Origin of the sequence: Azospirillum sp. TSO5 (genome assembly GCF_003116065.1) — a bacterium.
GTDB lineage: Bacteria > Pseudomonadota > Alphaproteobacteria > Azospirillales > Azospirillaceae > Azospirillum.
Genome location: NZ_LGQY01000025.1, coordinates 1 through 20,659 on the forward strand (window position 1 = coordinate 1; position 20,659 = coordinate 20,659).

A 20,659-nucleotide genomic window follows, 5' to 3' on the forward strand; every position below is an offset into this window, starting at 1 on the left:
GACAGCAAGGTGATCGTCGCCATCAACAAGGACGAGGAGGCGCCGATCTTCCAGGTCGCCGACTACGGCCTTGTCGCCGATCTGTTCAAGGTGCTGCCGGAGCTGCAGCAGGCCGTCTGATCCCGTTCATTTCCTCCGTTACCCGAAGAGGTCCCCCATGACCGCCGCCGCGATCCCCTACACCCCGCCGCTGAAAGAGATCCGCTTCGTCCTCGACCACCTCGCCGGCATGGCCGACGTCGCGGCTCTGCCAGGCTTCGAGGATGCCAGCCCCGACATGGTGGACAGCATCCTGGGCGAGGCGGCGAAGATCGCCGAGAATGTCCTGGCTCCGCTGAACCGCATCGGCGACGTCCAGGGTGCCAAGCTCGGCGCCGACGGCATCGCCCGCACGGCGGAGGGCTGGGGGGAAGCGTGGCAGGCGCTGGTGGAGGGCGGCTGGAACGGGCTGCCCTTCGATCCGACGCGCGGCGGCATGGGGCTGCCCAACCTGCTGAACACCGCGGTGCAGGAGATGTGGCATTCCGCCAACATGGCCTTCGCGCTCTGCCCGATGCTGACGCAGGGGGCGGTGAACGCGGTGCAGCTCTATGGGTCGGACGCGCTGAAGGACATCTATTTGCCCAAGATGATCTCGGGCGAGTGGACCGGCACCATGAACATCACCGAGCCGCAGGCGGGCAGCGACCTTGCCGCCACGCGGTCGCGCGCGGTGCCGAACGGCGACCATTACTTGGTCAGCGGGCAGAAGATCTTCATCACCTACGGTGACCATGACCTGACGGAGAACATCGTCCATCTGGTGCTGGCCCGCCTGCCCGACGCGCCTCCGGGCGTGAAGGGCATCAGCCTGTTCGTCGTACCGAAATTCCTGGTCAACGCCGACGGCAGCCTGGGCGCCCGCAATCAGGTGAAATGCGTGTCGCTGGAGCACAAGCTGGGCATCCACGGCAGCCCGACCGCCGTGCTGTCCTTCGGCGACGAGGGTGGGGCGACCGGCTTCCTGGTGGGCGAGCCGAACCGCGGCCTGGAATACATGTTCGCCATGATGAACCATGCCCGGCTGAACGTCGCCATGCAGGGCCTGTCGATCGCCGAGCGCGCCTATCAGCAGGCCTTGGCCTATGCCCGCGACCGCGTGCAGGGCAAGCCGCTGGGCTGGACCGAGGGCCAGTCGAAGGGCATCGTCAACCATCCCGACGTCCGCCGCCTGCTGATGGGCATGAAGGCGCGGATCGAGGCGATGCGCGGCATCCTCTACACCGCCGCCGCCGCGGTGGACGTGGCGCATCACCATGACGACGTGGCCGCCCGCGGCCGGGCCGCCCTGCTGGTCGACCTGCTGACCCCCATCGCCAAGGGCTGGTGCACCGAGACCGGCCAGCAACTGGCGTCGGACGGTGTGCAGATCCATGGCGGCATGGGCTTCATCGAGGAGACCGGGGCCGCCCAGCATCTGCGCGACGCCCGTATCACCACGATCTACGAGGGCACGACCGCCATCCAGGCGAATGACCTGATCAACCGTAAGATCCTGCGCGACGGCGGGGCGACCGCCAACGGGCTGCTCGACGAGATCGCGGCGCTGGGCGGCGAGCTGTCCGGCCATGCGGACGAAGCGTTGCGGGTCACCGGTGCCGAACTGGTCGCTGCGGCACATGAGGCCAAGCAGGCGGTGGCCTGGGTGCTGAGCGTGGCGAAGCAGGACCCGCGCCTGCCCGCCGCCGCGTCGGTGACTCTGCTGGAGCTGATGGGGGTGGTCGCCGGCGGCTGGCAGCTGGCCCGCGCCGCCAAGGTGGCGGCGGAGCGGCTGGCGGCGGGCGATACCGACACCGCCTTCCTGTCGGCCAAGCCGCTGACCGCCCGCTTCTTCGCCACCCATGTGCTGCCGAAGGCGGCGGCGCTGCGGGCGACCGTGGTCAACGGCTCCGCGAGCGTGATGGCGCTGAGCGAGGAGCAGCTGTTCGGCGCGGCTTGACGGAGTCGCGCTTACCGGTTGGTGCCGGGGTCTTTGGCCCCTTGGTGGGTGTCGCGGGCGGTTGGGGGACCTCCCGCCACTGCCCCGGCGCCAGCCCCTCCAATGTCCAATCGCCGATCGACCAGCGGATCAGCCGCAGGGTGGGGAAGCCGACCGCCGCGGTCATGCGGCGGACCTGCCGGTTGCGTCCCTCACGCAAGGTCAGCGCGATCCAACTGGTGGGGATGGCGGCGCGGTAGCGCACCGGCGGGTCGCGCGGCCACAGCGACTCCGGCTCCTCCATCCGCCGCACCTCGGCCGGCAGGGTGGGGCCGTCCTTCAGCGTGACGCCGCGGCGCAGAGCTTCCAGCGCCTCGTCGGTCGGGATACCCTCCACCTGCACCCAATAGGTCTTCGGCATCTTGTTGGTGGGCGAGGCGATGCGGGCGATCAGCGGGCCGTCGTCGCTCAGCGCCAGCAGCCCCTCGCTGTCGCGGTCGAGCCGGCCGGCGGCATAGACGCCCTTCACCGGCACCAACTCCGCCAGGGTCGGGCGGCCCTGGTCGTCGGTGAATTGCGGCAGCACGCCATAGGGCTTGTTCAGCAGGATCAGGCGCGGCACGGGCTTGCTTCCTTGCGCGGTTCAGGAAAGGCGCTATCGTTCGCACCCCAACATGATCTCTTGATAGCAGGGGTTCGGCCGTGACGCTTCTGTTCTGCTCCGCCAGCGACAGCGCCGAGGATTGGCGCCGCGAAATCGCCCGCCATCTTCCCGGCGTGGAGATGCGCGTCTGGCCCGAGACCGGCGACGCCGCCGACATCGAGGTGGCGGTGGTGTGGAAGCCGCCGGCCGGCATGCTGGCGACGCTGCCCAACCTGAAGCTGATCGTCTCGCTGGGCGCCGGGGTGGAGCCGATCCTGCAGGATCCGACCCTGCCCGACGTGCCGCTGGTCCGCATGGTGGCGGACGGGCTGACGGTCGACATGGCCGGCTATGTGGCCTTCCAAGTGCTGTATTGGCACCGGCTGATGGATGGCTATGCCGCCCTCCAGGCCGAGGCGCGGTGGGAGCAGAGGGACCATCGCCCGGCCTCCGAGGTGACCGTCGGCTTCCTGGGGCTGGGAGAGCTGGGGGCGGCGTCGGCCCGCACGTTGCAGACCCTGGACTACCGCCTGATGGGCTGGAGCCGCAGCCCGAAGAGCATCGAGGGGGTGGAGAGCTTCTCCGGTCCCGACGGGCTGGCGGCGATGCTGCCGCAGTGCGATTTCCTCGTTTGCCTGCTGCCGTTGACCGACGAGACCCGCGGCATCATGGATGCGTCGCTGTTCGCCGCCTTGCCCAAGGGTGCGGTGGTCATCAACGCCGCCCGCGGCGGGCATCTGGTCGAGTCGGACCTGCTCGACGCGCTGGAGAGCGGGCATCTGCATGGCGCCAGCCTGGACGTCTTCGCGACGGAGCCGCTGCCGGCCGACCATCCGCTCTGGCGCCATCCGCAGGTCCGCATCACCCCCCATGTCGCCGGGATCACCCACCCGTCGCGCTGCGCCGTGCAGGTGGCTGACGCGGTGAAGGCCCTGCACGACGGCCGGCCGCTGCCCAATCTGGTGGACCGCAGCCGGGGGTACTGAGCTGGCAAAAAGGACTTTCCTCGGCCGTCATCCCCGCGAAGGCGGGGATCCAGGCTTCCGGCTCAAACGCTTGGAAAGTCTGGATTCCCGCCTGCGCGGGAATGACGGTCGACGAACGTTTCAGCGCAGTCGTGGCCCTTACAGCATCTGCACCGCGATCACCGCCAGCAGGGCCGCGATCACCCACAGGGCGATGCGGTCCGAGCGGCGGCGGGTTTCCCAGCCGTTCAGCATCTGGCGGACGGTCTGCGGGTGCAGGCGCACCCCACCCTCCGCCATGTCGCGGGTCACCCGCTCGGCCTCGCTGACCAGGGCGGGGATGCGGCGGACGGTGGACAGGATGGCGCCGGCATCGTTGATGAACTGCGCCTCCGGCCCGCGATTCTCGCGCATCCATTCTTCGATCAGCGGCCGGGCCAGTTCCCACATGTTGATGTTGGGGTTCAGCAGACGGCCGACGCCCTCGGCCGTCAGCATGCTTTTCTGGAGGAGAAGCAACTGCGGCTGGGTTTCCATCTCGAACTGTTCGGTGACGGCGAACAGCTGGGCCAGCAGCCGGCCGACCGAGATGTCGGCCAGCGGCTTGTTCTGCAAGGGCTCGCCGATGGCGCGGCAGGCCTGGGTGAAGATCTCGATCGACTGGTGGCGCGGGACGTAGCCGGCCTCGAAATGCACGATGGCGACCCGGCGGTAGTCGCCGGTCAGGAAGCCGATCAGCATGTCGGCGAGGTAATAGCGCGTCTCGCGGTCCAGCCGGCCCATGATGCCGAAATCGACGGCGGTGATGGTGCCCTGTTCGTTGATGAACAGGTTGCCGGGATGCAGGTCGGCATGGAAGAAGCCGTCGCGGAAGACCTGGTTGAAGAAGCTGGCCGAGGCCATCGCCAGGATCTCGTCGCGGTCGAAACCGGCGGCGGAGATGCGGGCCGGCTCGTCAACCTTGAAGCCGCGGATTCGTTCCAGCGTCAGCACCCGGCCGCCGGTGCGCTCCCAATCGACCTTCGGCACGTTGAAGGTTTCATCGTCCTTGAAGTTCGACGCCAGCTCCGACGCGGCGGCAGCCTCCATCCGCAGGTCCATCTCCAGGCGGGAGGTGCGGGCGAAGGTGTCGACCACCTCGACCAGCCGCAGCCGCTTCAGCCGGGGCAGCACCCATTCGGCAAGGTTCGCCAGCCGGTAGAACAGGTCGATGTCGCGTTCGAAGGCCTGCTCGATCCCCGGGCGCAGCACCTTGACCGCCACCTCCTGCCCGTCGGCGGTGACGGCGAAATGCACCTGGGCGATGGAGGCGGCGGCGACCGGCTTGTCGTCGAAGCTCTGGAACAGGGCATGGACCGGCTGGCCGAACTCCGCCTCGATGATGGCGCGGGCCTGATGGGCGGGGAAGGGCGGCAGCTTGTCCTGCAACTCGGCCAGATCGACGGCCATCCGCTCGCCGACCAGATCGGAGCGGGTGGAGAGCAGCTGTCCCAGCTTGATGTAGGTGGGGCCGAGTTCGGCCAACGCGCGGGCCAGCCGCTCGCCCTCGCGGCCGGGCACGCCTTTGCGGGCGACTCGGCGCCACAGCCAGAGCAGGCCGGGGGCGGTGCCGAGCAGGCTGGTGGGCAGGGCGTCGTGACGGGCGACCGTCCGGCCGATCACGGCCATCCGGATCAGGTTGCGCAGGATGCGGAACACGGGAGCTTAGATCCGCCAGCCGGAATGGATGGCGGCGATCCCGCCCGACAGGTTGCGCACACGCACGGCGCCGAATCCGGCCGCCTCGATCCGTTTGGCCAGATCGGCCTGCTGCGGGAAGCGGCGGATGCTCTCGGCCAGATAGCGATAGCTCGCCTCGTCCTTCGCCACCACGCGGCCCATGAAGGGCAGCACCTGGAAGGAATAGACGTCGTACAGCTCGCGCAGCACCGGCAGGACGACGTGGCTGAATTCCAGGCAATAGAACTTGCCGCCCGGCTTCAGGACGCGGTGGGCCTCCTTGATCGCCTCGTCGATGCGGGTGACGTTGCGCAGGCCGAAGGCGATGGTGTAGGCGTCGACCGAGCGCGAGGCGATGGGCAGCCTTTCCGCGTCGCCGACCGTCCATTGCACGCCGGACAGGATGTTTCGGTCGATGGCGCGGTCGCGGCCGACCCGGACCATCGCCTCGGTGATGTCGCAGACCACCGCCGCCCCGCCGCCCTTCTTCAGGAAGCGGAAGGCGATGTCGCCGGTGCCGCCCGCCACGTCCAGCAGGGTCATGTCCGGCTTGGGCGCCACCAACTCCATCAGCGTGTCCTTCCACAGCCGATGGATGCCGCCCGACATCAGGTCGTTCATCAGGTCGTAGTTGGTCGCCACGCTGTCAAAGACGGCGCGGACCAGCCCGGACTTGGCGGACGGATCGACGGGGGTGAAGCCGAACCAGTTGCCTTCGGCACCGGATGTGGGGGCACTGGAGGGGGTGGCACCGGACGCGGGCTTTTGCGGATCGGCGGAGGATGGGGGGGTGCGGTCGCTCATGGCCGGGAAGATAGCGCGCACAGGGGCCATGCGCCAGCGGGGGCGTGCGATGCGGAAGACGCTGCGGCGAATGGCGTAGGGCGGGGGACGGGCCGGGGGAGGCGGACGATGGAACGACTGGATTCCCGCCTTCGTGGGAATGACGGCCGAAGAGGAGCCTCGGGTCCAGGGCGTTGCAGAAAGCCTTTCCGCCACATCCCCCTTGCATCCCGCCGTCCCCGCGCGTATAAGCCCATCCTTCCACGGGCGGCGAGGCTGGGCCGTATGGCTCAGGGCATGCCCAACCGTCCGATGGAATTCCGCCTCATTTCCCTCTAGGAAACGAAAATGCCCAAGCTGAAGACGAAGAGCGGCGCCAAGAAGCGCTTCAAGGTGACCGCCACGGGTAAGGTCCGCGCTCAGGCCGCCTACAAGCGCCACTGCCTGGAACAGAAGTCCCCGAACATGAAGCGCAACGCGCGCGGCATGATGACCCTGTGCGACTCCAACGCCCGCACGGTGCTGAAGAACTGGCTGCGCAACGCCTGATCTCGGCACATTGTAGAATTCGGAAGGACCTGAACCATGGCTCGTGTTAAGCGCGGCGTCACGACGCACGCCCGTCACCGCAAGATCCTGAAGCTCGCCAAGGGCTACCGGGGTCGCAACTCCAAGAATTTCCGTATTGCGATCGAGAAGGTCGAAAAGGCGCTTCGTTACGCCTACCGCGACCGTCGCAATAAGAAGCGCGATTTCCGCGGCCTGTGGATCCAGCGCATCAACGCCGGTGTCCGTCAGTACGGCCTGACCTATTCGCGCTTCATCAACGGCATCAAGCTGGCCGGCATCGAGATCGACCGCAAGGTCCTGTCCGATCTGGCTGCGCGCGAGCCGGAGGCCTTTAAGACCCTGGTGGACAAGGCCCAGGCCGCGCTCGCCTCCAAGGCCGCCGCGTAACGCCCAGCGCTTCCCGTCCTAGGGAACGCTTGCCGTCACGGCGTCAGTTGTAAGAGAAGGGAGCCGGGCCGCTGGGCCGGCTCCCTTTTTCTGTTTGCACCGATTTTTCCCCACGCTTGCCGGGAACCGCCATGCTCGACGCGCTGAAAGACGAACTTCTGTCGCAGGTCAACGCCGCCGCCGATCTTTCGGCGCTGGACGAGGTGCGGGTCTCCGCGCTCGGCAAGAAGGGGCGCATCACCGGCTTCATGAAGGAGCTGGGGAACCTCACCCCCGACGAGCGCAAGGAGCGCGGTCAGGCGCTGAACGCGCTGAAGGACGAGATCGCCGCCGCCATCGACGCGCGCAAGGCCGACCTCGCCGCCGCCCACCTGAAGGCGCGGCTGGAGGCCGAACGGGTCGACGTGACCCTGCCGGTCCGGCCCGAGACCGAGGGGCGCATCCACCCGATCAGCCAGACGATGGACGAGATGATCGCCATCTTCGCCGAGATGGGATTCTCGGTCGCCGAAGGGCCGGACATCGAGGACGATTTCCACAACTTCACCGCCCTGAACTTCCCGCCCGGCCACCCGGCGCGCGACATGCACGACACCTTCTATCTGCCCGATGCGGATGAGAAGAAGATGCTGCTGCGCACCCACACCAGCCCGGTGCAGGTCCGCACCATGCTGAACAACAAGCCGCCGATCCGCATCATCGCGCCGGGGCGGACCTACCGCTCCGACTACGACATGACCCACACCCCGATGTTCCACCAGATCGAGGGGCTGGTCATCGACGAGGCGACCAACATGGGGCACCTGAAGGGCTGCCTCGTGGAGTTCTGCCGCGCCTTCTTCGACGTGGACGATCTGCCGCTGCGCTTCCGCCCCAGCTTCTTCCCCTTCACCGAACCGTCGGCGGAGGTCGATATCGGCTGCTCGCGCAAGGGCGGCGAGCTGAAGCTGGGCAATTACGGCGACTGGCTGGAGATCCTCGGCTGCGGCATGGTCCACCCGAACGTGCTGGAAGCCTGCGGCATCGACAGCACCCGCTACCAGGGCTTCGCCTTCGGCATGGGGGTGGAGCGCGTGGCGATGCTGAAATACGGCATCCCCGACCTGCGCACCTTCTTCGAAGCCGACCTGCGCTGGCTGAAGCATTACGGCTTCGTCCCGCTCGACATTCCCAACATCGCCCATGGACTGACGCGCTAAGGAGCCGGACCCATGAAGTTCACGCTGTCCTGGCTGAAGGACCATCTGGAGACCGACGCCTCGCTCGACCAGATCACGGAAAAGCTGACCGCCCTCGGGCTGGAGGTGGAAGGCGTCCATGACCGGTCGAAGGAGCTGGCGCCCTTCCGCGTCGCCCATGTCGTCTCGGCCGAGAAGCATCCGGACGCCGACAAGCTGCGCGTGCTGATGGTCGATACCGGCGCCGGCACCCTGCAGGTCGTCTGCGGCGCCCCCAACGCGCGCGCCGGCATGAAGGGCGTCTTCGCGCCGGAGGGGACCTATGTCCCGGGTTCCGACATCACGCTGAAGAAGGGCGTCATCCGCGGCGTCGAGTCGAACGGCATGATGTGCTCCAAGCGCGAGCTGAAGCTGTCCGACGAGCATGAGGGCATCATCGAGCTGCCGGACGACGCCCCTGTCGGCGCCGGCTTCGCCGACTATGCCGGGCTGAACGATCCGGTCATCGACATCAACCTGACGCCCGACCGCGCCGACTGCGCCGGCGTGCGCGGCATCGCCCGCGACCTCGCCGCCGCCGGCATGGGCACGCTGAAGCCGCTGACCGCCGGGCATCTGGACACCACGCCGGTGGAGGGCCGCTTCGCCAACCCGATCGGCGTCAGCATCGCCGCGCCCGAGGCCTGCCCGCTGTTCGTCGGCCGCTATATCCGCGGTGTGAAGAACGGCCCGTCGCCGAAGTGGCTGCAGGACAAGCTGGTGTCGATCGGCCTGCGCCCGATCTCGGCGCTGGTCGACATCACCAATTACCTGACCTTCGACGCCGCCCGACCGCTGCACGTCTTCGACGCCGACACGGTGAAGGGCAACATCACCGTCCGCCTGGGTCGCGAGGGCGAGACGCTAACGGCGCTGAACGGCAAGGAGTACGCGCTGGACGGCGCCATGACCGTGGTGGCCGACGACGAGCGGGCGGAGGCTCTGGCCGGCATCGTCGGCGGCGAGCCGACCGGCTGCACCGAGCAGACCGTCAACGTCTTCGTCGAGGCCGCGCTGTTCGACCCGGTGCGCACGGCGCAGACCGGCCGCCGGCTGGGCATCGACTCCGATGCGCGCTATCGCTTCGAGCGCGGTGTCGATCCGGCCGCGGTGTTTGCCGGCATGGAACGCGCCACCCGCCTGATCCTGGAGCTGTGCGGCGGCGAGCCGTCGGAGCTGGTTGTCGCCGGGGCCGAGCCGGACTGGAAGCGCAGCCTGACCCTGCGCGCCGGCCGAGTCGCGGCGCTGGGCGGCGTCGAGCTGCCGCGCGACCGTCAGGTGCAGATCCTGATGGATCTGGGCTTCACGGTGGAAGGCGAGGACGAGGATGGCCGGCTGCGCGTCGGCATTCCGTCCTGGCGCGCCGATGTCCATGGCGAGGCCGATCTGGTCGAGGAGGTGCTGCGCGTTCACGGCTTCGACGCCATCCCGGCGACGCCGCTGCCGCGCGAGACGGTGCTGACCCGTCCGGCCCTGACGCTGAAGCAGCGCCGGGTTGCGCTGGCCAAGCGGACGCTGGCCGCTCGCGGCCTGTCGGAGGCGGTGACCTGGTCCTTCCTGTCCGGTCCGGTCGCCGAGCTGTTCGGCGGCGGCCAGCCCGGCCTGCGGCTGGTCAACCCGATCAGCAGCGACCTGGACGTCATGCGTCCGTCGATCCTGCCCAACCTGATCCAGGCCGCCGGCCGCAACGCCGACCGTGGCTTCGCCGACGTCCGCCTGTTCGAGGTCGGGGCGGCCTTCCGCACCCCGGCGCCGGACGGGCAGGACAGCGTCGCCGCCGGCATCCGCGCCGGGGCGGCGGTGCCGCGCCATTGGGCGGAGAAGGCGCGCGGCGTCGATGTGTTCGACGCCAAGGCCGACGCGCTGGCGGTTCTGGAGTCGGTCGGCGCCCCCGCCGGCAATCTGCAGGTCACCTCCGATGCGCCGGGCTGGTACCACCCCGGCCGCTCCGGCGTGCTGCGACTCGGCCCCACCGTGATGGCCCGCTTCGGCGAGATCCATCCGTCGGTGCTGGAGGCTCTGGGCGTCAAGGGTCCGGTCGTCGGCTTCGAGGTGATGCTGGATGCCGTGCCGCTGCCCAAGAAGAAGGGCGGCACCGCCAAGCCGATGGTCCAGCTCTCCGCCTTCCAGCCGGTGGAGCGCGATTTCGCCTTCGTCGTCGACCGCAAGGTCGAGGCCGACAAGATCCTCCGCGCTGTGAAGGGCGCCGACAAGGCGCTGGTCAAGGATGTCGCGGTGTTCGACGTCTACGAGGGGCCGGGCGTGGGCGAGGGGCGCAAGTCGGTCGCCGTGTCGGTCACCTACCAGCCGACCGGCGCAACCCTGACCGATGAGGCGATCGAAGCGGTCGGCCAGAAAATCGTCGCGGCGGTGGTCAAGGCGACCGGTGGAAATCTCCGCGCCTGAGACTATCCCCCAAAGGTTGAAGTCTCTGCCGTTCAAGAAAAGAGCCTCCGTTTCGGCGGGGGCTCTTTTTTTGTCCTCGCCGAAGGAGTCGCGAAAGAGTCTTTTCAAACCGCCGATTGCCCAATCATATGCTGAATCGCTGATTGAAGAGTCTTGAGTGCATTCGCTAAGGGAAAATCCTGATGCCGATTGTTGCAATTCAGTGTTAGACGGCTGTGCAATGTTTTGTGGGAAGATCGGGCCTTGGGATTGTTTGCCCGTGGTAAGCCTATGATGTGTCCGATGTCACGGTTAGGCCACAGGCGGCGCTTGCATTGCCTTGGCATGCCCGATGTCCAATTTGATGCAAGCGACAGACCGGGAGAAATCAATGGCTGATCCTACAGGCAGTCAGGCAACCAAACCGGAGTCCATCAGGCCGCTGATCCTGGTGGTCGACGATGACCGCTCGATTGTCGAGGGGCTGGCGATCCTGTTGGACGGCTGGGGGTACGAGGTGGTGAAGGCGCTGAGCGCCGCCGCGCTGGAGGCTCAGCTCGGCGGTCTGGGCCGGGCGCCGAACCTGATCATCGCCGACCATTACCTGCCGGCCGGCCGTACCGGGCGGGAGGTGGTGGAACGCGTCCGTGCCGAGACCGGGCAGCAGATCCCGGCGATCATCCTGACCGGCGACAGCACGCCCGAACGGCGCGACGAGGCCGAACTTCTGGGCTGCCAGCTGCTGCTGAAGCCGGTGCAGGTCGGGCCGCTGCGCGAGGCGGTCGAGGCCCTTTGCAGCCGATAGGACGAAGGAAAAGGGAGCGGGGTTAGGGGTGCGGCATCCCGCCCGTCAGGCCGCCCGTCGTTAGGCCGCCGGTCCTGCCCCGGAACCGGGCCGGTCGATCTCCGGCAGCACGGCGAGGAAGGCATCGACCACCGCCGGATCGAAGCGCAGACCGGCCAGCCGCCGGATTTCCTCCACGGCGTGAGCACGGTCCAGCGCCGGACGATAGGGCCGGTCGCGCGTCATCGCGTCATAGGCGTCGGCGACGGCGACGATGCGGGCGCACAGCGGGATCGCCGCACCGGTGCGGCCGTCGGGATAGCCGGTGCCGTCCCAATTCTCGTGATGCCAGCGCGCCACCGCCGCCCCCAGATGCAGATGGGTCGGACCGTCGGCCAGATGGCTGGCTTGGTGCAGCAGGGCGGCGCCGGCCACCGTGTGGGTCTGCATGGCGCTGCGTTCCGTCGGATCGAGCGGACCGGGCTTCGACAGGATGCCCGGGTCGACCGCGGCATTGCCGATGTCGTGCAGGATGGCGGCGAGCCCGATGATCTCCAGCGTCGATTCGTCCAGCGACTCGGGGAACAGCCCGTCGGCATGCAGACGGCGGGCGATCCGTTCGGTGATCGCGGCGATGCGCAGCGAGCGGCTGAAGCGGCTGTCCCCAATTATTTCGGCCGCCATATCGGCCGTCTTCTCCGCCGCCGCGCCGTCCGTGCCCAGCGTGCCGCGGCCGCGTTCGGCCAGATCGGCCAGCGCCGCCAGCGTGCCCTGCTGGGCGCGGTAGAGCTGCTCGTAATGGTGCAAATTGTCGAAACCGACGGAGATCTTGCCGCAGAACACCTCGATCAGCCTGCGGTCGAGTTCGGACAGCGGCCGGTTGGAGCGCAGATAAACCACAGTCTCGCGGTCGTTCGGCGTGCGGATGTAGAGCGTGCAATGGTCGCCGGCATAGCCATGCGCCTGTCTTTCCAGGCAGGCGGTCACCGCGTCCAGCACGGCCGGGTCGACATGGCCGGCGGCGGGCTCGTTGATCAGCGCCTCGAACCGGCCCGACCCGGCCAGCACATAGAGGCTGGCGGGATATCCCGATGGGGCGCGCCCCGACGGGGTGCAGCCGGCCGCGCCGGCACCGCCGCGCTGCATGCAGAGGATGGCGTCCGGCCCCACCCCCAGCAGGCCGGACAGCTGGGTCAGCACGCCCGCCGCGAACAGCTTCATCGAGCGGGCGCGGAACAGCGACGACGACGCTTCGATGATCTTCTCCAGGCCGCGGCGGTTGGCGTCGATCGTTACGATGTCCTCGTAGGAGCGCAGGGCCGCGACCGTGGTGGTGAACAGCTGCTGGGCGGTCAGCTGGGTCTTCGCCTTGTAGTCGTTGATGTCGTAATCGAGGATCACCGCCCGTTCGGGCGCCTGTCCCGGCTGGCCGGTGCGCAGGATGATGCGGACGTTGCGGTTGCGCAGTTCCTCGCGGATGTGGTGGACCAGCCGCAGGCCGGCGTCCTCCGTCTCCATCACCACGTCGAGCAGGATCAGCGCGATATCGCTTTCCCGCGCCAGGATGCGCCGCGCCTCCGCCGCCGAATGGGCGGACAGGAAGCGCGCCTTGCGCCCCTTGTAGGCGAAGTCGGACAGGACGAGTTTGGTGATCGCATGGACCTCCGGCTCGTCATCGACGATCAGCATGGTCCAGCGGCTGCCGGGCTGCTCCTCCGCGCTGCCGTCCCCATCCGGGGCGGTATTGTCCGGGGCGGCATCGTCGAGGAACACCAGATCCTCGTCACCGCTTTCCGGTGCCGGAGCGGTTCGGGCCTCGTCCTCTGGTCCAGTCGGGTCGGCGTCGGTCATGGCTCTTCGATCGTGAAAGCGTCATGAGGGTGGGCGTGGCCGGCCCATTGCTGCAAACTATCAGAACGTATCCAGCTCGATCACCGTACAATCGAGTCCGCGTTGCGCCAACGTGCCGCAGGCGGTGTCGACCTGCAGCCGGGTGAAGGGGGCCACCCCGACCTCGTACAGCAGGCGGCCCTTGCGGAACACCGGCCAGACCATCGGCGGCAGATCACGATAGGCGCTGCCCGGTCCGGCGGTGAACTCCTTCCAGGCGCGCAGGCCCTCGGCGTAGCTGACATATTCGCCCAGCTTGATGCCGTAGAGCATGCCCGGCTCCACCGGCGGCATGCCCGGCAGCGGGTAGGGCGCCACCACCCCGACCAGCCCCTGGACCGGCGCCAGCGCACGGGTGCCGGCGGGCAGGGCCAGCGTCGCCTCGCCGTTCGCCGCACTGATCAGTGCCACCACGTCGCCCTGGCGCAGGGTGAAGGGGCGCCGCTTGCGGTTGCTCAGGATCTCGGTGGCGGAGATCGGGCCGGCGGCGACGACATAGCCCTCCGCCGGGGTCTGCGCCGCCTTGTCCCAGGCCGCGCGCGGCACGACGGCAGCGCTGCGGTGGGGCAGGGGAGCGTCCGCCGCCGGCTTGCCGGAGTCGGGTTTCACCGGCCCGGCGGGCTTGTGCGCCCGCGGCCCCTCGCCGCCGATGGCCGGCCGGCCGGTGACCATCAGCGCCTGGTCCAGCGAATCGGCGGGGACATAGCCGATGGGCTGGCCGCCGATGGCGACCTCCGTCCAATAGGTGCCGCGCGGGGTGCCGAGCGCGTTCAGCGCCTTGCCCTGCTTCAGCGTCATGACGATGCGCGCATCCTCGCTGGGGCCAATCCGCACCTCGATGTCGCGATTCAGCACCACCTCGCCGGTCAGCGGGGCGCCGATGGCGACCGGACTCTGCGCCCGCGCCGGCGGGGCGGCGGCGATGAACCCGACACAGGCGAGGGCGACGGCGAGCGCCGGCAGCAGGCGGCGGGTCGGCACGGCTTTCATGTGGCAACTTCCTTCGCGGACATCGGTGGGGCGAGGCCCGGTGCCCGGCGGCCGAGCAAGTCATGGCCGACGAGGTCGTGGATGGCGTCGGCCAGCAGCCGCACCGGCTTGGGCGCCGTGCCGCGGGCGCGGTGCAGGGCGATGTCGACGTCCGGCAGGGCGGGAAATCCCTCCGCGGTGCCGATGCGGCGCAGGCTGGGCGGGACGGTGCAGCATTCCATCGCCGTCACCCCCAGCCCGCCCATCACCGCGCCATGGACGGCGACGACGCTCTTGCTTGTGAAGGCGACGCGCCAGTCGCGGCCGATGCCGTCGAGCGCGGCGACCGCGAGGTCGCGCACGACGCAGCCCTTGGGGAACAGCGCCAGCGGCACAGGGTCCAGGCTTTCCACCGGGCGATGTCCCGGAGGAGATACGGGATCGAGCGGCGGGGCGACCCAGGCCACCGGCTCCTGCCGCACCAGCTCGCCGCCGGCCTCGCCGGCATGGCGGGTGACCAGCGCGAGGTCGTAGCGGCCCTTGTCGATCTCCGCCACCAGATCGGGGCTGTTGTCGCAGATGACCTCGACCATCACCTCGGGATAGGCGGCGTTGAAGCGGGCCAGGATTTCCGGCAGCAGCATGGTGGCGTAATCGTCGGGCGTGCCGATGCGGACGCTGGCCACCGTCGGGCTGCGGTGCATCAGGGCCAGCACCTCGTCGTTCAGGGTCAGCATGCGCCGGGCATAGGCCAGCAGCACCTCGCCGTCGCGGGTCATGCGCACGCCGTGGGTGTCGCGTTCGAACACGCGCTTGCCCACCGTGTCCTCCAACCGGCGCACCTGCTGGCTGACCGCCGCCTGGGTGCGGCCCAGCCTTTCGCCGGCACGGGTGAAGCTGGCGCTGTCGGCGACGGCGACGAAGGCGCGCAGCAGGTCGGTATCGAGATTGGCGGGCATGGCGGGGAACCGGAAGTTGCCGCTTATTCAAGCAGAGCGCCCGGCCGTCCGCAACGGCGCGGTCATTACGAATCGTGATGACGGCATAATGCCTATTCGTTTCCAAGGGAATGGCGCCCGCCCCATTGTCGGTTTCCAATTCCTTTGGAGTTTCCGATTATGTCGCTGTTCGCCGCCTGGACCGGTGCGGTTCTCGGGGCCGCCCGGATGGAGTTGCCTGTCATGCCTGCGCCGTCGGTGCCGGAGCCGCGGCGCTTCCGCCTCGCCTACAACCCGGTGCCGTCGGCCCTTCCGGTGTTCGGCCATCGCCTGATGGCGGAACAGGCGCCGTCGTCGGTGCGCTCGCCGCTGGCGGTCCGCGACCGGCTGCGGCTTGAGAAATAGGCGGGCGCCAGCCTATCCTGCCGCCGACAAAAAAGCCGGGAGGAACGGGCGATGTCGCGGGTCTATGTGCTGTATACCGGGGGCACCATCGGGTGCGTGACCAATCCCGACGGGGCGCTGGCCCCGGTGCCGGGCGCGGAGTTCGAGAAGCTGGTGCTGGCGGTGCCCGGCCTGTCGGGCCATCGGGTGCAGGATTACCCGGACCTGAGCTGGACCATGGACTGGTTCGACCGCACGCTCGACAGCTCCAACATGACGCCGTCGGACTGGGTCGCCATCGCCCGGCGGCTGCTGTCGGTCTATGACCAGTATGACGGTTTCGTCGTCCTGCACGGGACCGACAGCATGGCCTACAGCGCGTCGGCCCTGTCCTTCCTGCTGCCCGGCCTGTCGAAGCCGGTTGTGTTCAGCGGGTCGCAGGTGCCGCTGTCCTTCACGCTGAGCGACGCGCCGGCCAATCTGGTCGGCGCCATCGTGGTGGCGGGAACCCTGCCGGTGCCGGAGGTCTGCGTCTATTTCGACACCAAGCTGCTGCGCGGCAACCGCTCGTCCAAGGTCGACGCCAACCGCTTCGCCGGCTTCGATTCGCCGAACTTCCCGCCGCTCGCCAGCGTCGGCAGCGTGATCGCCCGCAACGAGCCCTATTGGCTGCCGATGCCGGACAAGAGCGTTTCACTGGCCGAGCCGGAGAACCGGGCCAAGCGGCTGGCGGCGCTGGACGCCCTGCCGGCGGCGCTGGCGGGGTTCTCCGTCGTCATGCTGTGGCTCTATCCCGGCATCCGGGCGAGCACGGTGTCGGCGATGCTGACCGGCACCAGCCCGGCGGCGAAGGGGGCGGTGCTGCTGGCCTTCGGCGAGGGCAACGGCCCGACCGATCCGGACTTCCTCGGCGCCCTGTCGGCGGCGGTGACGGCCGGGGTCGTGCTGATGGACAACACCCAGGTGCAGCGCGGCGCGGTGCTGCCGGGAGCCTATGCGACGGGGCTGGGCGCTGTCGGGGCGATCGGTGCCTATGACATGACGCCGGAGGCCAGCTACGCCAAGCTGGTCTGCCTGCTGGCCGGCGGTCTGGACGCCGCCGCGGTCAAGGCGGCGATGCCGGTGCCGCAGGCGGGCGAACTGACGGTGATCGACTGACAGGGAATGGGGGGTAAGCGCCTGTCCGGAGGCGGGGGCCGCTTGGGCCGTCCGCCTCCGGCAGCGCCTTACTGGCCCATGCCGGGCTGGTTCGGCGACATGGTGCCGCGGTTCATCGTGCCGTTGCCCATGGTGCCTTGATTCATGGAGCCTTGGTTCATCGACCCGCGGTTCATGGTGCCGGTGCCCATGGAGCCCCGGTTCATCGAATCGCTGTCCATCGACCCACGGTTCATGGCGCCGGAGCCCATGCCGCCGGCGGAGCCGCCCATCTGGCCGCCCATGGTCCCGCCCGTCGAGCTGCCGTAGCCGGTGTTGGCCTGGTTGCTGTACTGGGCGAGCTGCTGCAGTTCGCTGGCGTCCTGCATGACGATGATCTGCTTGCCCCGCCGTTCGAAGGAGGCCGGGGGAAGCATGACGGTCTGGCCGGACTTGGCGAGCTTCAGCTCGACCATCGTCTGGCCCTGGGCGTCGGTGGTGACATTCTGGACGGTGCCGGCGACCGGCCCGCCATGGCGGTGGACCACCCGCTTGCCGATCATGGCGCGGCTGGCCTGGACGTCGCGGGCGCCGCTGTCCATCGTGCCGTTGGCGACCGCATTGGACCTAGCCGACCCGCTGGTCTGGGCATGGCCCGGCGCGGCGGCGGCCATCAGCATCAGGGCCGGAACCGCGGCGGCGAGAAATTTGCGCATGTCATCCTCCCGACTTCAACCGAATGTGGGGAGACCGTGGCCGCCGGCGGCGGCATGTGATCCCCCTTCGCAGGAGATGACACCTCAGCCGTGGGTTTGTTTCGCCGGTAAGCCGCTATTTCTCAGGTCTGTCATCAGATAGACAGTTCGGTCGCAGGGCTGAAACCACAGTTCGCTTTAAATACGAACTAATTTCTGAGAGTCTCCTTCTCGCAGAATCGGTAGTCGCGAGGCTTCAGTCATGGCGTCCCTTTCCCCGGCCTATCGTCCCGGCGACATCATCATCGCCGATGGAACGGTGTCGCACTGCGCCATCGTGATCGGCGAGAAGGTCAGATACAGCGGCGGTGTGCGGACCGACTGGATGGTGCTCCATGCCACCGGCTTTGGCAGCGAACAGCCGCGCGACGGCATCAAGAAGTCCGACGTCATCAATATGGGGGCCGGGCGGCTGTTTCGCCCGCGCGCGATGAGCGATGCCCAAGCCCAGACGGTACAGGACACCGCGCTGAGGCTGCACAAGGCCTCCTCCTCCTACGGGACGGCCAGGGCGGTGTTCGCCTGGGCGGGAAGCACCGGCTTCGGCACCGGCGCCTTCGGGCGGCTGCAGAAATACAAGGAGCGGCTGTCGCACACCGAACATCAGGGGGCGGTGAAGAACGTTTTCTGTTCGGAATTCGTGATCCTCTGCTACCAGCTTGCCTTTCTCGACGAGGCGCAGAAGACGCGGCAGACCAATCCGCTGTTCATCAACCTCGACGCCAAGCACAGCTATCCCAAGCACCTCCGCCAGTATCTGCGGACCAACGCCACGGTCTGGGAGGAGGGCGATTTCCCGCCCTGAGCGGCGGCTGCCGTCAAACAAAAAAGGCGGGCTTGAGCCCGCCTTTCCGTTTCCTTACTCGTCGCCCATCTTGAGCGCCGCGATGAAGGCGCTCTGCGGGATTTCGACCTGGCCGAATTGGCGCATGCGCTTCTTGCCTTCCTTCTGCTTGTCCAGCAGCTTGCGCTTGCGGCTGATGTCGCCGCCGTAGCACTTGGCGGTCACGTCCTTGCGCATGGCGCTGATGCTCTCGCGGGCGATGATCTTGCCGCCGATGGCGGCCTGCACGGCGATCTTGAAGAGCTGGCGCGGGATCAGCTCCTTCAGCCGTTCGCAGAGTTGACGGCCGCGGCGTTCGGACTGGCTGCGGTGGACGATCATCGACAGGGCGTCCACCGGCTCGGCATTCACCAGGATCGACAGCTTCACGAGGTCGCCTTCCTCATAGCTGTCCATCTGGTAGTCGAAGCTGGCATAGCCGCGGCTGATCGACTTCAGCCGGTCGTAGAAGTCGAACACCACCTCGTTCAGCGGCAGGCGGTAGACCAGCATGGCGCGGGCGCCGGCGTAGGTCAGCTCGATCTGCTGGCCGCGCCGCTCGGTGCACAGTTGGAGAACGCCGCCGAGATACTCGTCGGGCAGCATGATCGTCGCCTTGATCCACGGTTCGTCGATGTGGTCGATCCGCATCACATCGGGCATGTCGGCCGGGTTGTGCAGGTCCCGCACCGTCCCGTCGGTCATCGTCAACTTGTAGACCACCGACGGCGCGGTGGTGATGAGGTCGAGGTTGAACTCGCGCTCCAGCCGCTCCTGGATGATCTCCAGATGCAGCAGGCCGAGGAAACCGCAGCGGAAGCCGAAGCCCAGCGCCGCCGACGTCTCCGCCTCGTAATGGAAGCTGGCGTCGTTCAGCTTCAGCTTGCCCAAGCTGTCGCGCAGCCGCTCGAAATCGGCGGCGTCGACCGGGAACAGGCCGCACCACACCACGGGGATGGACGGCTTGAAGCCGGCCAGAGCCTCGGTCGCCGGCTTGCGCTCGTCGGTGATGGTGTCGCCGACCTTGGTCTGGGTGATGTCCTTGATCGCGGCGGTGATGAAGCCCATCTCGCCCGGCCGCAGCTCGCCGGTCAGCAGCGCCTTCGGCGTGAAGACGCCGACGCGGTCGACGTCATGGGCGGAGCCGGCGGCCATGAAGCGCACCTTCTGCCCGACCTTCAGCACGCCGTCGACCACGCGCACCAGAATGACGACGCCGAGATAGGGGTCGTACCAGCTGTCGACCAGCAGCGCCTTCAGCGGCGCGTCGGCATCGCCCTTGGGCGGCGGCAGGCGCTTGACCACCGCCTCCAGCACCGCGCCGATGTTGAGGCCGGACTTGGCCGAGATCTCCACCGCGTCGGAGGCGTCGAGCCCGATCACGTCCTCGATCTGCTGCTTGATCCGTTCCGGCTCGGCGGCGGGCAGGTCGATCTTGTTGAGGACCGGGATGATCTCGTGGTTGTTGTCGATCGCCTGATAGACGTTGGCGAGCGTCTGCGCCTCCACCCCCTGGGAGGCGTCGACCACCAGGATCGAGCCCTCGCAGGCGGCCAAGGACCGGCTGACCTCATAGGCGAAGTCGACGTGGCCGGGGGTGTCCATCAGGTTCAGCGTGTACTGCTTGCCGTCCTCGGCCTTGTAGAGCAGGCGGACGGTCTGGGCCTTGATGGTGATGCCGCGCTCGCGCTCGATGTCCATGCTGTCGAGCACCTGTTCGCGCATCTCGCGCGCGTCGAGGCCGCCGCACTGCTGGATCAACCGGTCGGCAAGGGTCGACTTGCCATGATCGATGTGGGCGATGATCGAGAAATTGCGGATGTGCGAGAGGTCAGTCATCTGGGCCCGGACAAGCGAGAGTTTGCCGGGAACATAGGGCGGACGGGGGATGGGCGCAATGATGGTGTGGTGGGGCGGGTGGCCGTGGCGGGCCGGGCGGTGGGGTGTTTGGAACAGCGTGGAACGTTTTCACGGGGGGTGTTCAGTGTTCCATCCGGCGCGGTTCGCTCTGAAGGTCGGCGGTGAATGGAACGTTTGGAACAGTTTGGAACGGTTTTCGCGGGTGTGTTCACTGTTCCATCCTGTGGCGTGCGACGCTTCGGGTGGTGGGCGACCGCCCTTCGGAAACTTTAGGCCGGACGTGGCGATATGCCCATCTTGATCTCCAAATGGTGGAAATGGGACAGTAGGAAACACGGAAAGAGACGGTGAGTCCGGCTATGCGCGTTCGTTTCCTCAACCATTCAGATGCCGTCGTCCATGAAGAGGCGAACGGCCGCCGCACGGCGCCACGCTGGCTGATTTGGGCGAGGGCGTGCTGCTGACACAGGGCGGGACTGGATCGCTCCCCACG

Annotated in this window: 18 protein-coding genes and 1 pseudogene; 11 read left to right on the forward strand and 8 right to left on the reverse strand. The window is 68.0% G+C overall.

Features of this window, described 5'->3' with window-relative positions; all coding sequences use genetic code 11:
* Positions 1-120: pseudogene (locus tag TSO5_RS07060) on the forward strand (electron transfer flavoprotein subunit alpha/FixB family protein); the annotation flags it as partial.
* Positions 121-157: 37 nt separating this feature from the next.
* Positions 158-1,978, forward strand: coding sequence for an acyl-CoA dehydrogenase C-terminal domain-containing protein (locus tag TSO5_RS07065; protein WP_109150937.1), 1,821 nt, complete (start codon positions 158-160; stop codon positions 1,976-1,978).
* On the opposite strand, the gene TSO5_RS07070 is transcribed toward TSO5_RS07065, so the two are convergent.
* Positions 1,920-2,579: a pseudouridine synthase gene (locus tag TSO5_RS07070; protein ID WP_146203705.1), complete on the reverse strand. Its 660-nt coding sequence runs from the start codon at positions 2,577-2,579 to the stop codon at positions 1,920-1,922. The genes TSO5_RS07065 and TSO5_RS07070 overlap by 59 nt on opposite strands.
* A gap of 80 nt (positions 2,580-2,659) precedes the next feature.
* Between TSO5_RS07070 and TSO5_RS07075 the strand changes: the two genes are divergently transcribed.
* On the forward strand, positions 2,660-3,586 hold the full coding sequence (locus TSO5_RS07075; RefSeq protein WP_109150938.1) for a glyoxylate/hydroxypyruvate reductase A: 927 nt from the start codon (positions 2,660-2,662) through the stop codon (positions 3,584-3,586).
* A 138-nt stretch (positions 3,587-3,724) separates the two neighbouring features.
* Here TSO5_RS07075 and ubiB read toward each other — a convergent pair whose 3' ends face one another.
* A complete protein-coding gene (ubiB, locus tag TSO5_RS07080; protein ID WP_109150939.1) occupies positions 3,725-5,263 on the reverse strand; it encodes a 2-polyprenylphenol 6-hydroxylase in 1,539 nt (512 codons plus the stop codon).
* A gap of 6 nt (positions 5,264-5,269) precedes the next feature.
* A complete protein-coding gene (locus TSO5_RS07085) occupies positions 5,270-6,088 on the reverse strand; it encodes a class I SAM-dependent methyltransferase (protein ID WP_247870627.1) in 819 nt (272 codons plus the stop codon).
* Between the two features lie 327 nt (positions 6,089-6,415).
* Here TSO5_RS07085 and rpmI point away from each other — a divergent pair, with 327 nt between their 5' ends.
* The 5 genes from rpmI (at position 6,416) to TSO5_RS07110 (ending at position 11,431) form a co-directional block, all read left to right on the forward strand.
* Complete coding sequence (gene rpmI, locus TSO5_RS07090; RefSeq protein ID WP_012975158.1) at positions 6,416-6,616, forward strand: 50S ribosomal protein L35; 201 nt, start codon at positions 6,416-6,418, stop codon at positions 6,614-6,616.
* A gap of 36 nt (positions 6,617-6,652) precedes the next feature.
* A complete protein-coding gene (gene rplT, locus TSO5_RS07095) occupies positions 6,653-7,024 on the forward strand; it encodes a 50S ribosomal protein L20 (protein ID WP_012975157.1) in 372 nt (123 codons plus the stop codon).
* Positions 7,025-7,155: 131 nt separating this feature from the next.
* Positions 7,156-8,223: a phenylalanine--tRNA ligase subunit alpha gene (gene pheS / locus TSO5_RS07100; protein ID WP_109150941.1), complete on the forward strand. Its 1,068-nt coding sequence runs from the start codon at positions 7,156-7,158 to the stop codon at positions 8,221-8,223.
* A 12-nt stretch (positions 8,224-8,235) separates the two neighbouring features.
* Positions 8,236-10,647, forward strand: coding sequence for a phenylalanine--tRNA ligase subunit beta (pheT, locus tag TSO5_RS07105; RefSeq protein WP_109150942.1), 2,412 nt, complete (start codon positions 8,236-8,238; stop codon positions 10,645-10,647).
* 370 nt (positions 10,648-11,017) lie between these two features.
* The gene (locus tag TSO5_RS07110) at positions 11,018-11,431 is read left to right on the forward strand and encodes a response regulator (RefSeq protein WP_109150943.1); all 414 of its coding nucleotides are present in this window, start codon (positions 11,018-11,020) and stop codon (positions 11,429-11,431) included.
* Positions 11,432-11,491: 60 nt separating this feature from the next.
* Here TSO5_RS07110 and TSO5_RS07115 read toward each other — a convergent pair whose 3' ends face one another.
* Genes TSO5_RS07115 through TSO5_RS07125 form a run of 3 tightly spaced genes read right to left on the reverse strand, consistent with a single transcriptional unit; the run spans position 11,492 to position 15,228 of the window.
* Positions 11,492-13,261 (reverse strand): DUF3369 domain-containing protein, encoded by a 1,770-nt coding sequence (locus TSO5_RS07115; protein WP_109150944.1) that lies wholly within the window; start codon positions 13,259-13,261, stop codon positions 11,492-11,494.
* A gap of 60 nt (positions 13,262-13,321) precedes the next feature.
* Complete coding sequence (locus TSO5_RS07120) at positions 13,322-14,290, reverse strand: SH3 domain-containing protein (protein ID WP_109150945.1); 969 nt, start codon at positions 14,288-14,290, stop codon at positions 13,322-13,324.
* Entirely contained in the window at positions 14,287-15,228 is a 942-nt protein-coding gene (locus TSO5_RS07125) for a LysR substrate-binding domain-containing protein (protein ID WP_109150946.1), read from the reverse strand. Before TSO5_RS07125 ends, TSO5_RS07120 begins: the two co-directional genes overlap by 4 nt.
* Positions 15,229-15,387: 159 nt before the next feature.
* On the opposite strand from TSO5_RS07125, the gene TSO5_RS07130 reads away from it, so the two are divergent.
* A complete protein-coding gene (locus tag TSO5_RS07130; RefSeq protein ID WP_109150947.1) occupies positions 15,388-15,612 on the forward strand; it encodes a hypothetical protein in 225 nt (74 codons plus the stop codon).
* Positions 15,613-15,663: 51 nt separating this feature from the next.
* On the forward strand, positions 15,664-16,749 hold the full coding sequence (locus TSO5_RS07135; RefSeq protein ID WP_109150948.1) for an asparaginase: 1,086 nt from the start codon (positions 15,664-15,666) through the stop codon (positions 16,747-16,749).
* Positions 16,750-16,817: 68 nt separating this feature from the next.
* Here the strand turns inward: TSO5_RS07135 and TSO5_RS07140 are convergent, their stop codons facing one another.
* Complete coding sequence (locus TSO5_RS07140) at positions 16,818-17,444, reverse strand: hypothetical protein (RefSeq protein WP_109150949.1); 627 nt, start codon at positions 17,442-17,444, stop codon at positions 16,818-16,820.
* Between the two features lie 241 nt (positions 17,445-17,685).
* Here TSO5_RS07140 and TSO5_RS07145 point away from each other — a divergent pair, with 241 nt between their 5' ends.
* The gene (locus TSO5_RS07145) at positions 17,686-18,288 is read left to right on the forward strand and encodes a hypothetical protein (RefSeq protein WP_109150950.1); all 603 of its coding nucleotides are present in this window, start codon (positions 17,686-17,688) and stop codon (positions 18,286-18,288) included.
* Positions 18,289-18,342: 54 nt separating this feature from the next.
* Here the strand turns inward: TSO5_RS07145 and lepA are convergent, their stop codons facing one another.
* Positions 18,343-20,145 carry a translation elongation factor 4 gene (gene lepA, locus TSO5_RS07150; protein ID WP_109150951.1) on the reverse strand — a complete coding sequence of 601 codons (1,803 nt, stop codon included), beginning with the start codon at positions 20,143-20,145 and terminating at the stop codon, positions 18,343-18,345.
* Between the last annotated feature and the right edge of the window lie 514 nt (positions 20,146-20,659).